Source organism: Haladaptatus sp. AB618, assembly GCF_024136965.1.
Lineage (GTDB): Archaea > Halobacteriota > Halobacteria > Halobacteriales > Haladaptataceae > Haladaptatus.
The window spans coordinates 430,608-444,066 of the sequence record NZ_JAMYJX010000002.1 but is presented as its reverse complement, the minus strand read 5'-3'; the positions used below and the strand labels follow the sequence as shown (position 1 = coordinate 444,066).

The window sequence follows — 13,459 nt, the reverse complement described above, 5'->3', positions numbered from 1 at the left end:
CTTCGAAAAGCCTCTTTTCGAGTACGTACCTTGGGGGGTGCGGAACGATGGAAACGGAAAACTCGATCGAGCTACCGGACGCGGGCGATTCGCGCCGGGAGTTCATGAAGAAAGGGCTGCTCACGGCGAGCGCGCTCGGCCTCGGAATAGCAGGGGTCGGGACGGCCGCGGCACAGAGTGAACGGAGCGTACTGGTGTATTTCGACGATTACGTCGCGGAATCGGAGTTTCGGGTCGTCTCGATGCTTCCGGCGACGATCACGGTTCGGATGTTGATGCTCCCAGGAGGGGGCGAAGCGCCCGAAATCTCGCAACCGGACGACTACAACGGCTACGCGATTCGGTACGTGCGGGGGACCAACGTCGCGGGTGCCTCCTACGTGTTCACGAAGGGGACGCTACGGGAGCGGACGAAGTATCGATTTTCGAACGACGCGGCGGTCTTCAGTAGCCGTCTCGGTCTCCTCGACACCACCGTCAACCGAAGCTAAGTCGGCGTCGAGGAACCGAGTCGCCACTATCCGTCGTCGATTCGAGTTGGAGGACGTTCGAGAATTCGAGAACCGAGAGAAACGAAAATCAGGCTTTGCCCATGCCCTGAATCTGTTCGAGTTCGACCTCGACGCGGATTCCGGGTGGGAAGTCCATCTGGGCGACGCGGCGGGACACGTCGTTGTGACCGACGATTTCCAGTCGTCGAGTGTAGACGGTGTAGTCCCAACTTCGGAACTGGCGTCCCTCCTCCCCGGAGAGCGTTTTATACTGTGGTACGCGGTGGTGTTCCGGCGGGTCCGAATGCGGGCCGCGCAAGTCCGCGCCTTTTCGTCCGGCGAGATTTCGAATGTCGGAAACGACATTGTCGAGAACGGGCCGGTTCCCGCTCTGTAGGAGTACTTTTGTGATGAAGGTCATGGCTAGCTCTGTAGGCAGTACACAATCCTGCTACGTAAAACGTCTGCTTCCGACTCGCCACTTTCCGCTTATATTTTGAGGGCATGTAATAAAAAAGGAGAGGATGAATTCAAAGCGCAGGACGGAGTAGACGGGAAAACGACTGTATTGCTTCGACATTCCTTTAATGGCTACCCGCGTACATGGACCCAATGGCAGTTAACGCTACGAGCGCGGGTGCGATCCTGTTCAGGGATACCCGTGGTCGACGAGAATACCTCCTCCTCAAAAGCCGTCCGGGCGATTGGGAGTTCCCAAAAGGCGGCGTGGAGGGCGACGAAGAGCTACAGCAAACGGCGATACGTGAAGTCAAAGAGGAGGCCGGAATCGAGGATTTTCGCCTCCTCGACGGCTTTCGCGACGACTACAGTTACGTCTTCGAGGCGAACGGGACGACGATCCACAAGACCGTCCACCTGTTCATCGCCAAATCGTACGAGGCCAGTGCGGAACTCTCGACCGAACACCGAGACCTGCAGTGGCGCGACTACGAACAGGCGATAAACACCATCACGCAGGACGGACCGCGTGACATCCTCCGGGATGCACACGAGTTCCTCGACGAGTACGACGACGACTGAAAAATCGAAATCGATTTTTTGGAAACTTACTGACGCCGAGCGAGCAGTGCGACTGCCGCAAGTGCGACGACCGAGACGCCGAGTCCGAAACCAGGCTGGCCACTGCTGTCCGAGGTCGTGGTGGTGCTGGAATCGTTGGCTGTCGTGGTGGTCGTCCTCTCGTGGTTCATGGTTGTCGTCTCGGAATCCAACCCGCTCGTCGTTTCGCGGGTGGTCGTCGAGTCGCCCTTCACTTCAAGGCCGCCGTAGCCGATCTTCGGGGCGTTCTTCCCGGTTCCGGCGTAGACGGTGAGTCCGTACATGTCCGGGGAGAACTCCGACTTCGTCTCGTTCTTGACGGTGAGTTCGTCGTCGCCGTTCACCGTCAGCGCCGAGCCGTCACCGCTTCCCGCCTTGGACGTGTCGAACACCAGGACGACGGTGCCGTCGCCGTTGCCGTCCGTGACGGTCGCGTTGAGTTTGTACTCCTTCGCGCCACCGCCGATCTGGACGGTTATCGCGTCGGCGTCTTTCAGGCCGAAACTCATCGTGACCGTTTCACCCTTCTGCACTTCGTACATGGAACGGTTGAACGTGACCGTGCTGTTCGCATCGTTCTCGAAGAGGTCGGGGGACTGTACCGCGGGGTTGTCCGTGTTCGTCGCGTTTCCGGCAGTCATCGCGGCGGCGGGACCGATGACCGAGCCGCTTGCGAGAAGCGAGACGAACACGAGGGCCGTGAGGGCGTTTCGTAGGTTCATATGTGTTGAATACCGGTAATCGTCCGGTTATACTCGTCAGCTGACGAGATTGATTTCACTTTCCCTTTATCCAACTAATGTTTTTTGATACGCCGTAGTCGAATCCCTTACCAACGTCGGGTGAGACGGGAGGGTATGGACGAATCGGAGTTCGTCTTCGAACTGCGAACCTGCCGATGGGCCGAGCGACGGTGGCCGCCCGGCGACAGCGAGCGTGCCGTCCTCGTCGCCCGGCAACTCGGCACGAAGCGTCGGCGATGGGACACCGTCGTCATCGAAGTCGATGCCGACGCGTTGGCCCGACGCGCGAACTTCGGTCGTGATCGATTGGACGGCGACATGCTACACCTCGTGAAACACGCCCCCGAAGAGTGGGAGTGGTACCGCGACGCCCTTCCCGACCCCGGCTATCCGTGGCGCTACGTGCGAGAGACGATTCACGAAGCGGACGACCGGGGAATCCTGGACGTCCGGAAGAACGGAAACCGCCTCGAAATCCGGCGGCGGTTCGTCTACCCAGACTGGGTTCGACGCATGGTCGCCATCGAGAACAAACCCGACCTGGACGCCAGTGCCGCACGGAACCTGCGCCCGCAGTTGGAGCGGGACGTCGCCCTCTCGCTGGCCGACGAGGTGTGGGTGGCGACGAACCGGACGGGGGAGCGCGTCGAACCGGCGTTACTCGAATCAATCCCGGTCGAAGCGGGAATCCTGACCTTCGACGGCCACGACGCCGACGTGGCGTGGTATCCCCGGACGCTCGACGTGAACGCGACCGGAACGCGAATCCTCGAACGCCCCAGCGGCGGGAAGTACGACCAGTCGGCGGCGCGGTTCGAGTACGTTTCCCCGGAAGAGAAACGGCGAAAGCGACTCGCTATCGCGGAGCGGGCCTACGAACGCGGGTGGCGAACCTACACCCGGACCATGCGACCGGACTGTCGGCACTTCGAACTGCGGCGCGAGGACGAACTGGTGTTGCCGTACTGCGCCGCGAAAGCCTGCCATCAGACGGCGCGGGAGTGTTCTGGTCGCTGTCCGTCGTTCGAACCGGAGCCGCCAGCCTGGCGGCAGAAGGGATGGCCCATCGAGGGCGGGCCGGGGAAAGCGAACAAGCGTCTGCTCGAATCCCGTCGGGAGCGGTTTCGGCCGGGCGAGGCGAAACGGTAACCGTTAGCCCGACTCTTCGACCGTGATTTCGTCGCGCGCCACGGTCAGTTTGAACGTCGGAACGGTTCGGTAGACGACGTCCACGACGCCCTTTCGCTTCAGGCTCTGGAGCGCGGAGCGCACGTCGTCGACCTCGGGGTCGATATCGAACTCGTCACGGAGGCTGTGGAGAACGGCGACGACGCTCGACGACCGTTCGTCCGGACCGGGGACGACGTCGAACACCTGTTTCTGGAGTTTCGGGACGCGGACGACGCTCGGCACGTCGTCCTCCTCGTCGGCGACGACGCCGGGTTCCACGTCCACGAGGTCGTTCGCCTCGGTCGTCGCGCGGATGTAGCTGTTTTCGTCGCGGTAGTAGTACTCCTTGAGCTCGTTTTCGAGATATTGATGCACCTCGCTCCCGCTCTCCAACCCCCAGCGATCCTGGAGTTCGCTGTTCTTCGTGGGTTGAAGTTCGACCAAGTCCGCGAGTCGATCGCGGGCTTCCTCGGACAACGTCATTGTCGCGTGATTATGACGGGGGGTTATTTCCAACTTCCGGAGCGACGTGAATGGCGATGCGGAAAGTGGTGGAGCGAGGGGGACGGTGTCGGAACTCCGTTCCGACTGAATTCGCTACGACGAGATTGGCTCTGACGAGAACGCAACAGCGACGATGAAAATCTCGAAAGCCCCCGCCACGCTCGCTACGGGTTGTGATTGGTTGGTGTGGAGCTGCAACTACTACGATGACGACTTCGAAAGCCCCCGCTCGCGCACTGCTTGGTCGTCTCGCCGACCCCTCTCGAAGTAGTGAGCGACGAAGGAGCGAGCGGATGAGATATGTTGGCGAACGACCGCGAGCGTGGCGGGGGCTTTCGGGGTGGTCTGCTTCTCAGGAACTGCAATCACAAATCAATCAAGATCAATTCTGATTCATCGTAGCGAGCGTGGCGTGGGTTTCACCTACCAGTTGCTGTCCTCTTCTCGAAAACTCGTTCTCATCATCCATTTCCTCTCCGCCATCCGTCCGTAATGATTAACCGAACACCCCGAGAGGGTTCAGGCATGCCCGAATGGGACACGGTACGATACGACTTTTCGGACGGTGTGGCGACCATCACGGTGGACCGACCCGACCGACTCAACGCGCTGAACGTCGAGACGCTCCACGCGCTCCGGGGAGCGATTTCGGAGGCGGAGGCCGACGGTGCCCGCGCGCTCGTCCTGACGGGGGCTGGCGAGAAGGCGTTCATCGCCGGGGCCGACATCAGCTACATGAAGGACCTCTCGGTCACGGACGCACAGGAGTACGCGGAATTGGGACACGAGATTGCGGATTCGCTGGAATCGTTCCCCGCGCCGGTCATCGCGGGCATCAACGGCTACACGTTCGGCGGCGGGTGCGAACTCGCGCTGGCCTGTGACCTTCGGGTGGCGAGTTCGAACGCGGTCATCGGCCAAACGGAGATCGATCTCGGCATCATTCCCGGATGGGGCGGGACACAGCGCCTTTCACGCTTGGTCGGCGACGAGTTGGCGCGACGGCTCATCTTCTTCGGGGAACGAATCGACGCCCAAGACGCCAACGAGATGGGGTTGGTCGGTGAGGTAGTCGCGCCCGACGAACTGGACGACCGTATCGACGAGATGGCGACCGACCTCGCGGAACGCCCGGCGTACGCCCTCCAAGCCGCGAAAGAGGCACTGAATCAGGTGCAAGAGGGAACCCAGTCGGCCGGACTGCGCTACGAGCGTCGGCTCTGGAGTTCGTTGTTCGGCACGCACGACCAGCGGGAAGGGATGGCCGCGTTCGTGGAGGATAGGGAGCCGGAGTTCGAATAACGACGAATAATAATCGGACGAAAGTACTGTTTTCTCAGTCCTGCGGCGTGGGCTTGGCACCCGAGGACGGTTGGACCTGCTCGACCTGCGTGTAGACCAGGACGGCACCGATGGCCGCGAGCACGCCGCCGATTTCGAACGGCACCGGGAAACCGAACTTGACGAGGAATCCCGACGAGAGCGGGCCGATGGCGGTGCCGAGACCGAACGCCATCGTCAGCAAGGAGAGTTGCGTTCCGGACTGGCCTTTGCGTGCGATGTCGCCCGCCAACGCGAGCGCCGGGGCGAACACCAACGCGCCCGCGACACCTTGGGCGAGTCGCGCGATGAGCATCTGCATCGGGGTGGTCACGAAGCCCTGTACGATCGTCGCAGGGACGAGCAGGACGAGTCCGACGATGATGAACTGACGGCGGCCGTAGCGGTCGCTCGCGTGTCCGATGGGCGTCTGCAGGGCGACCTGTGCGAGGACGAACGCCGCGAACTCGATGCCGAACCAGAGTTCGTTCTGGTCGAGTCGTTGGTTGATGGTCGTCTCCAGCGTCGAGATCAGGGCGATACTGATGGCCATGAACAGCGAAGCGAGCGCGAGCGTGAAGATGGGATCGAGACCCCCGTGCGAGTCCAGAATCGAGATGGAAAAGTCGTCGGCCGCCTCGGCGTCGGTCGATTCGGGGTCGCTCACGAGGAGCGTGACGAGCAGGAAGCTGATGAGTGCCCCCGCCGAAGCGATGTAGAAGGCGGCTTCGAAACCGGTGATGTCGATGCCCGCGAGCTGATACGGTCCTTGGTGGACCAATGCACCGGCCGCGATCGGTCCCGCTCCGAACCCGAGCAGACGGAACGTGTTGAAGAGACCCATGTTTCCGCCCCGGTTTTCCTTCGACGCGAGGTCGTTGACGAGCGCGATGGTACACGGGATGGTGAACGCGACGCCGATTCCCTGCACCGCTCGGATGGCGATGAGAACTGGATAGCTGCTCGCCAGCGAGTACGAGAAGTTAGTCAGCGCCAGAATCGCCAACCCGAGCAGGATGAACACCTTTCGGCGCTCGGATTTGTCCGAGAGATAGCCCGCAAACGGTTGGGTGAAACTGTTCAAGAATCCGAACAGGGAGAGGACGATACCGGTGATGGCCGTCGCGGTCAGCCCGAACGCATCGCCGGTAATCACGCCACTGGTGATGTAGAGCGGCAGAACGACGATGAGAAACGAGTTCCCGGCCGAGTCGGCCATCCGCGCTATCGCCAGCGCTAGGACTCGTCTGTCGATATCGAACATTCGATACGAAATATCGGCCGCACGGTGAAGACAGTTGTGATGGCGGCGGTCCTGACATGAATTCGCTACACCGCCGTATGTAGGAATTAGATGCCTTCTATCCGCGAATTATTCGCTTCCGTGAGACGACAAAACCATGGTGTGTGATAACATCTAAGGACGACCCGACCGTCTATGTACCATGGCACAGAGAGTCAAGTACAACCGCGTCGAGACGGTGTTTCGGGAACTCTCCTATCCCATTCCGCGCGACGATGCGGCCGTGGAACTGGAAGAAACGATCCTCGTGCTCGCCGAGGGCGAGAGGAACCTCGGGGAACTCATCGCCGAAACCGATCAGTCGGAGTACGAGTCCGCTCGCGACCTCGAAGCCGAAATCAACAACGTCCTGCCGAGGGAGGCGGTCGGCGAACCGTACCAATCAGAAGGCGAGGGCTGATTCAGTGGATGGGAAAAAGCACGCGACTTAAATGGCCGCGTTTGTTAGTCCGGGACAACAATGGAGTTCTGTGACGAGTGCGGTTCCATGATGAAAGCGAACGACGGGTTCTGGGTCTGCGGGAGCTGTGGTCACGAAACGCCGCGCGGCGACTCATCGGAGTACGTCATCACCGAGGACCAGGAAGCCAGCGAGATCATCGAGAGCGGTGGCGGCAGCAACGGCCTGCCCAAAACCAGTGCACGGTGTCCTAGCTGTGACAACGACGAAGCCTACTGGTACCTCCAACAGATTCGCTCGGCCGACGAGAGCGAAACCCGATTCTTCGTCTGTACCGAATGTGAACACAAGTGGCGCGAAGACGACCACTAACGGCGCGATTTTCCGGGAGTCGGTTCTCCCATGCGTTTTCGACTGCAATTGAGAGGCTTCTGAGAAGGAGAGTACGAGTTCGATCCGTTCGGCATGAACGCCCAGCAACGTTTCGGACCGTCGTCACAGCAACTGTGCTGCCACGAACTCCGCCTCATCACCACCGCCGTCGAGGCCGTCCGTCAATCCTTAAGGCGAATCCCCACAACAGTTCAGGCAATGTTTGACGCGGACGACCTCGACAAAATCCGCCGGGGGAAAGACGAGTGGGAAGAAGAAACCCTCGACCCGACGCTGGAGCGCTTCGGCGAGCGAAAGGAGGAGTTCACGACCGACACGGACGGACAGACGGTCGAGCGACTGTACACGCCGAACGACATCGGCGACGCGGAGTACGACGAGGACATCGGCTATCCGGGTGAGGACCCGTACACGCGCGGGGTCTACCCGACAATGTACCGGGGGCGGTTGTGGACGATGCGCCAGTACGCCGGGTTCGGGACGGCGGAGGAGACCAACGAGCGCTATCACTACCTCATCGACAACGGCCAGACGGGGCTGTCGGTGGCGTTCGACCTGCCGACCCAGATGGGCTACACGTCGGACGACGAGATGTCGGCCGGGGAAGTCGGGAAGTCGGGCGTCGCCATCGACTCGCTGGCGGACATGGAGACGCTGTTCGACGGAATTCCGCTGGACGAGGTGAGCACGTCGATGACCATCAACGCGCCCGCGTCGGTGCTGCTGGCGATGTACATCGCGGTCGGCGACGAACAAGGCGTTCCGCGGGAGGAGCTCAGGGGAACGATTCAGAACGACCTGCTCAAGGAGTACATCGCGCGGAACACGTACATCTACCCGCCTGAACCGTCGATGCGCATCATCACGGACATCTTCGAATTCTGTGCCGAGGAGGTGCCGAAGTTCAACACCATCTCGATTTCGGGCTACCACGTCCGCGAGGCGGGCGCGACGGCGGCACAGGAACTGGCGTTCACGCTCGGCGACGGTATCGAGTACGTCGAGGCGGCACTCGACGCCGGGTTGGACGTGGACGACTTCGCGCCACAGCTTTCGTTCTTCTTCAACGCGCACAACGACATTCTGGAGGAAGTGTCGAAGTTCCGCGCCGCGCGGCGCATGTGGGCGAAAATCATGGAGGAGCGTTTCGGCGCGGAGTCCGAGAAATCCAAACAATTGAAATTCCACACCCAGACGGCGGGGTCGACGCTGGCCGCCCAGCAGATCGAGAACAACGTCGTCCGTGTGGCGTACCAGGCGCTCGCGGCGGTGCTCGGCGGCACGCAGAGCCTGCACACGAATGGGAAGGACGAGGCGCTGGCGCTCCCGACCGAAGAGAGCGTGCGAACCGCGCTCCGCACCCAGCAGATTCTGGCCCACGAGAGCGGCGTGGCGGACACCATCGACCCGCTGGCCGGGAGCTACTACGTCGAGGCGCTCACGGACGACTTGGAAGAAGAGGCGTTCGACCTGCTCGACACTATCGACGAGAAGGGCGGCATGCGCTCGGCCATCGAGAGCCAGTGGGTCCAGCGGCAGATTCAGGACGTGGCCTACGACCGCCAGCAGGAGATCGAGGCGGGCGAGCGAACCATCGTCGGCGTCAACGAATTCGAGGTGGACGAGGAGGCCGAGATAGACGTTCAGGAGGTGACCGCCGAAGACGAACGCCGTCAGATCGAGAACCTGAGCGAGGTTCGGGACGAACGGGACGACGAGGCGGTCGAGGAAACTCTCGCCGCGCTCCGCGATGCGGCGGAGGGAGACGAGAACCTCCTACCGTACATCGTCGACGCGGTGAAGGCTTACGCCACCGTCGGCGAGATATGTAACGTGCTCCGGGACGTGTTCGGCGAGTACCGGCCGGGCACGGCGATTTAATCGGGCGAATCGAACCCCCTCGACCCGTTCGAAAAGTGCTTGCTGAGTACCTCCTCAGTCGAGGTCGTCGGGCGAGAACGAGGAGGTAATGATCAAATCGGTGTACTCGCAGGTCTCGTGGCGAACCCGCTTGAGTTCCTGATAGGTATCGTCGTTGTACCACTCCTCGGCGGCTTCGACGGACGGGAATTCGAGGACGACGGTCAAGGAGTGGTCCCAGTCGCCTTCTATCACGTCGATGTCGGTCGATCCGACGAGTACCTCGCCATCGTGGTCCGCAACCGTCTCCCCGGTAGCGGGGAGGTACTCGTCCATGAAGCGGTCCACGTCGGTTATTCCGTCGACGGCGATAACGTATCCTTTTCGTTGTGTATCGTGAGACATCCTTTTCCCCCACCGTCGGCCGATACCGAACTCCTCGGTCCGACGGACGCATACCATGACAACAGATGGCACGATGAACGTATGGGTACGGCCGTCCTGATTCGAGGAGAATAGGGAACGTGGTTCGCCGCTCAGACGTACTCCAGCAGCGCGTCGATGTCGTCCTCGGTATTGAAGACGTGTACCGAGGCGCGAACGGAGTTCCCGGGATACGGAAGCGGACGAATACGAACGTCCTCGTCGACGAGTCGTTCGACGAACTCGTCCGGGTCGTCCACCTCGAACGTCACCAGCCCGGATTCGTACTCGCGTGGGCTGAGCAACCGAACGCCGTCGGCGGCGACGAGCCCTTTCTTGAGTCGGTCGGTCAGTTCACGGATTCGACTCTCGATGGTTTCGTAGCCCAGTTCCTCGATGAGGTCGATGGCCTCCCCAAGCCCGGCGTACGGAGCGGGCGAGACGGTTCCGACTTCGAGTCGGCGCGCACCGGGTTCGTAGGAGAACGTCTCCGCGTCGGGGTCTTCGACGCTCCGGTAGCCGATGTGTGCGGGTTCGAGGTCAGTTTCCGCCCCGTCCCGGACGAAGCAGAACCCCGCGCCGAACGGTCCAAGCAACCATTTGTGCCCCGCTCCGGCGACGAAGTCAGCACCCCATTCGGTCACGTCGGTCGCCATCTGCCCCGGACACTGTACCGCATCCACGAGGACGAGCGCCCCCGCGTCGTGCGCGATGGACGTGAGTTCCTCGACCGGAAGCATCGTCCCGTGCGTCCACGTCAATGCACTGAAACAGAGGAGTTTCGCACCCGCGACTGCGTCCTTGACGGCGTCCGTATCGAGTCGCCCGTTCTCGCTTGCGAGGGTACGAGTCTCGACGCCGTGCCCTTCCAACCGCTTCCACGGGAGGATTCCCGCCGAGTGTTCGAGGTCGGTCCGAACGACCGTATCTCCCTCCTCCCAGTCGAGTGCGGCCGCGATTCGGTTGATGCCGTCGGTCGTGCTCTGTGTGAGCGCGATCTCGTCCGCCGACGCGCCGAGGTGGTCGGCGACGGTTTCCCGCGTTCGGTCGAACACGTCGAACGCCATCGGGTACATCCCCTCCGCGGCCGAGGCCTCGTACTCGTGGCGTTCCAGACAGGATTCGGCTGCTTCGACGACGCGAGTGGGACTGGGACCGCTCGCGCCCGTGTTCATGTACGTCGTGCGGTTCAATACCGGAATCTCCGAGCGAAGCTCCGTCGGCGTCATGGACCGATTCACGAAGCGAGGCGTGATAGTGCCTTTGTTGGCGGAAATCCCGCCGAGCGGATTCCTGGAACCAGCCATCGGACGACACTCGGGCGGCACTCGAACGGCCATCGAACAGCCATCGAACGGCGATTTCATCGAAGTTATCCGCTCCCGGAATGAGAATAGGATATGCAAATCGACCACATCGGTATCGCAACCGACGACGCCGCGGAACTCGCCGAAACCTACGAAGCGCTGTTCGACGCCCCGGTCGTCCACGAGGAGGTGTTCGACGGGATGTCCGTCGTCTTCCTCGACTTCGACGGGAGTTATTTCGAACTGCTCGAACCGCTCGAAGACGGCACGATTGCGCGGTACCTCGAACGGAACGGACCCGGAATTCACCACGTCGCGCTCGAAACCGACGACATCGAGGGCGCGCTCGAAACGGCCCGCGACCACGGCGTTTCCCTCATCGACGAGGAACCGCGACTCGGCGCGTGGGGTCACGACGTGGCGTTCCTCCACCCGAAATCGACGGGCGGCGTGTTGGTGGAGTACGTCGAGCACTGAAAAGGCGAAGCGGTCCGAAACGGCGATTCTATTTGAAGCGGAACGTTTCCAGGTTCTTCGGCGCGAACGTTCGGATGTTGAACTCGTGGTAGAGCGACGAGGAGAGGTCCTGGGTCGAACTCTCGTCACCGTGGACACAGAGGACCTTCTCGGGTCGCGGGTTCATCGTCTTGACGAAGTTCATCAGACCGGCGCGGTCGGCGTGGCCGGAGAAGCCATCGACCGTTTCCACGTCGAGTTTGAGGTTGAGCGTCTTGCTCCGGTTGCCGCGTCCGTTGAGCGGGATTTCGTCCCATCCGCTCTGGATACGGCGTCCGAGGGTACCCTGTGCCTGGTAGCCGACGAACACCATCCTGCTGTCCGGGTCCGGGCCGATGTGTTCGAGCCACGACATGATGGGGCCGCCGGTGACCATCCCGGACGTCGAGAGGATGATACACTGGTCGCCGTCCGCCACGTCCTGTCGTTCCTCCTCACCGCCGTCGATGTGGTTGAACTGCGGGGCGAGGAACGGGTTCTCGTTCTCGTGGAAGATGCGGTCCCGGAGATCATCACGCAGGTACTCGGGATACGTCGTGTGAATCGCCGTCGCCTCCCAGATCATCCCGTCGAGGTGGACGGGCATCTCCGGGATGTCGCCGTTGCGCATCGCCTCCTCGATGACGAGCATCATCTCCTGTGAACGACCGACCGCGAACGCGGGGATGACGACCTTGCCGCCCTTCTCGTACGTCTCGTTGATGACCCGCTTGAGTTTCTCCTCGGAATCCTTCTGGTCGGTCTGGTAGTCGTTGCGACCACCGTACGTCGATTCGAGGATGAGCGTCTCGACGCGCGGGAAGTCGTTCACCGCGCCGTTGAACAGGCGCGTGTCGTCGTAGTGGATGTCGCCCGAGAACGCCACGTTGTACAGTCCGTCGCCGATGTGGAAGTGCGTGACCGAGGAGCCGAGAATGTGGCCCGCGTTGTGGAACGTGAGTTTCACGTCGGGGGCGATGTCGGTCACGTCGCCGTATTCGAGCGGGATGGTGTGTTTGAGCGCTTCCCGAACCATTTCGCTCTCGTACGGTGGCACGCGGCCTTCCTTGGCGGCCACGTCGAGGTAGTCGAGTTGGAGCAGACCCATCAGGTCGCGGGTCGCTCCGTCGTGTAGATCGGGCCGTCGTAGCCGTATTTGAACAGGAGCGGGATGAGCGCGCTGTGGTCCAGGTGAGCGTGGGTGAGCACCACCGCGTCGATGGTGGCCGCACCCGCACCGAGTGCCTCCTCGACTTGGAGGTACGGCACGTCGTCGGAACCTGGTTTGTCACCGCAGTCGATGAGGATACGCGTCTCGGGCGTCGAGAGGATGAAGCTCGCGCGTCCGACTTCTCGGCAGCAGCCGAGCGTCGTGATGCGAACCCACTCCTCGTTGCTCATCTCCTCGCGGTGAATCTGGCGACCGACCTTCTCCAAGATGTTGCGTCGGTCGTCGCGTTCCTGTTTCAGGAAATTCCTGACGTTGGAGACCGTCGAGGATTCGATCGGCGGCGTCCGGACGACTTCCGGCGTCCAGCCGACTTCCTGTGTGATTTCTCGGAGCGTACTGCCGTGTTTACCGATAACCATACCGGGTTTTTCGGCTTGAATGACGACTTCGCCGGTATCGGCGTGGAAATCGAGGTCGGTAACGCCCGCTTCCTCGGGGATAACGTCGAGGATTTCGCTACGAGCCGTATCGGGACGCGAAAGAACATCGGGGTCGGGACGAACCGTGATGCGCTTTCGCAGTTGGCTCGCCAACTTTCGGATGAGGTCGCCGTTGCGCGCGAACTTCTTCGGGTCACGCGTGTAGACGACGAGTTCCGGTCCTTCGTATTTGACGTCAGATACCGAAATGTCGCTCGGTAGTTCGCTCGTGATCGTTGCTTTGAGGTCTTCGAGTTGTTGCTCTACTTTACTCATGGTGAAAACAGTCCGCTTCGTCCGTTGAGAGAGCGAATGCTGTCGGTCCGGCGTATTTTGGATTG

14 protein-coding genes and 1 pseudogene are annotated in these 13,459 nt (G+C 61.5%); 8 read left to right on the top strand and 7 right to left on the bottom strand.

All coding sequences use genetic code 11. The annotated features are described in order from the left end of the window. The first annotated feature begins 47 nt into the window (after window positions 1-47). Window positions 48-491 carry a hypothetical protein gene (locus tag NKF26_RS09105; protein ID WP_253226561.1) on the top strand — a complete coding sequence of 148 codons (444 nt, stop codon included), beginning with the start codon at window positions 48-50 and terminating at the stop codon, window positions 489-491. Between the two features lie 88 nt (window positions 492-579). Here the strand turns inward: NKF26_RS09105 and NKF26_RS09100 are convergent, their stop codons facing one another. Next, entirely contained in the window at window positions 580-912 is a 333-nt protein-coding gene (locus tag NKF26_RS09100; protein ID WP_253226562.1) for an uS10/mL48 family ribosomal protein, read from the bottom strand. A 191-nt stretch (window positions 913-1,103) separates the two neighbouring features. On the opposite strand from NKF26_RS09100, the gene NKF26_RS09095 reads away from it, so the two are divergent. Continuing rightward, window positions 1,104-1,532, top strand: coding sequence for a bis(5'-nucleosyl)-tetraphosphatase (locus NKF26_RS09095; RefSeq protein ID WP_253226563.1), 429 nt, complete (start codon window positions 1,104-1,106; stop codon window positions 1,530-1,532). Between the two features lie 26 nt (window positions 1,533-1,558). On the opposite strand, the gene NKF26_RS09090 is transcribed toward NKF26_RS09095, so the two are convergent. Then, a complete protein-coding gene (locus NKF26_RS09090; RefSeq protein WP_253226564.1) occupies window positions 1,559-2,272 on the bottom strand; it encodes a PGF-CTERM sorting domain-containing protein in 714 nt (237 codons plus the stop codon). 135 nt (window positions 2,273-2,407) lie between these two features. On the opposite strand from NKF26_RS09090, the gene NKF26_RS09085 reads away from it, so the two are divergent. Then, entirely contained in the window at window positions 2,408-3,442 is a 1,035-nt protein-coding gene (locus NKF26_RS09085; protein ID WP_253234197.1) for a DUF5787 family protein, read from the top strand. A gap of 3 nt (window positions 3,443-3,445) precedes the next feature. On the opposite strand, the gene NKF26_RS09080 is transcribed toward NKF26_RS09085, so the two are convergent. After that, window positions 3,446-3,946: a DUF5797 family protein gene (locus tag NKF26_RS09080; protein ID WP_253226566.1), complete on the bottom strand. Its 501-nt coding sequence runs from the start codon at window positions 3,944-3,946 to the stop codon at window positions 3,446-3,448. Window positions 3,947-4,492: 546 nt separating this feature from the next. Here NKF26_RS09080 and NKF26_RS09075 point away from each other — a divergent pair. Next, complete coding sequence (locus tag NKF26_RS09075; RefSeq protein WP_253226567.1) at window positions 4,493-5,269, top strand: enoyl-CoA hydratase/isomerase family protein; 777 nt, start codon at window positions 4,493-4,495, stop codon at window positions 5,267-5,269. Between the two features lie 34 nt (window positions 5,270-5,303). On the opposite strand, the gene NKF26_RS09070 is transcribed toward NKF26_RS09075, so the two are convergent. Further along, a complete protein-coding gene (locus tag NKF26_RS09070; RefSeq protein ID WP_253226568.1) occupies window positions 5,304-6,551 on the bottom strand; it encodes an MFS transporter in 1,248 nt (415 codons plus the stop codon). A 181-nt stretch (window positions 6,552-6,732) separates the two neighbouring features. Here NKF26_RS09070 and NKF26_RS09065 point away from each other — a divergent pair, with 181 nt between their 5' ends. From NKF26_RS09065 to NKF26_RS09055, 3 genes are all read left to right on the top strand, one after another. After that, the gene (locus NKF26_RS09065; protein WP_253226569.1) at window positions 6,733-6,990 is read left to right on the top strand and encodes a hypothetical protein; all 258 of its coding nucleotides are present in this window, start codon (window positions 6,733-6,735) and stop codon (window positions 6,988-6,990) included. 60 nt (window positions 6,991-7,050) lie between these two features. Next, the gene (locus NKF26_RS09060) at window positions 7,051-7,362 is read left to right on the top strand and encodes a transcription factor S (protein ID WP_066144032.1); all 312 of its coding nucleotides are present in this window, start codon (window positions 7,051-7,053) and stop codon (window positions 7,360-7,362) included. A gap of 219 nt (window positions 7,363-7,581) precedes the next feature. Next, complete coding sequence (locus NKF26_RS09055) at window positions 7,582-9,264, top strand: methylmalonyl-CoA mutase (RefSeq protein ID WP_253234196.1); 1,683 nt, start codon at window positions 7,582-7,584, stop codon at window positions 9,262-9,264. A 54-nt stretch (window positions 9,265-9,318) separates the two neighbouring features. On the opposite strand, the gene NKF26_RS09050 is transcribed toward NKF26_RS09055, so the two are convergent. Together NKF26_RS09050 and NKF26_RS09045 are read right to left on the bottom strand one after the other, a co-directional pair. Next, window positions 9,319-9,648, bottom strand: a complete 330-nt coding sequence (locus tag NKF26_RS09050) for a DUF1330 domain-containing protein (protein WP_253234195.1) — start codon at window positions 9,646-9,648, stop codon at window positions 9,319-9,321. 131 nt (window positions 9,649-9,779) lie between these two features. Next, a complete protein-coding gene (locus NKF26_RS09045) occupies window positions 9,780-10,895 on the bottom strand; it encodes an aminotransferase class V-fold PLP-dependent enzyme (RefSeq protein ID WP_253226572.1) in 1,116 nt (371 codons plus the stop codon). 171 nt (window positions 10,896-11,066) lie between these two features. Between NKF26_RS09045 and mce the strand changes: the two genes are divergently transcribed. Then, the gene (gene mce, locus NKF26_RS09040; protein WP_253226573.1) at window positions 11,067-11,450 is read left to right on the top strand and encodes a methylmalonyl-CoA epimerase; all 384 of its coding nucleotides are present in this window, start codon (window positions 11,067-11,069) and stop codon (window positions 11,448-11,450) included. Between the two features lie 28 nt (window positions 11,451-11,478). Here mce and NKF26_RS09035 read toward each other — a convergent pair. Beyond that, window positions 11,479-13,394 (bottom strand): annotated as a pseudogene (locus tag NKF26_RS09035) (beta-CASP ribonuclease aCPSF1). Window positions 13,395-13,459: the final 65 nt, after the last annotated feature.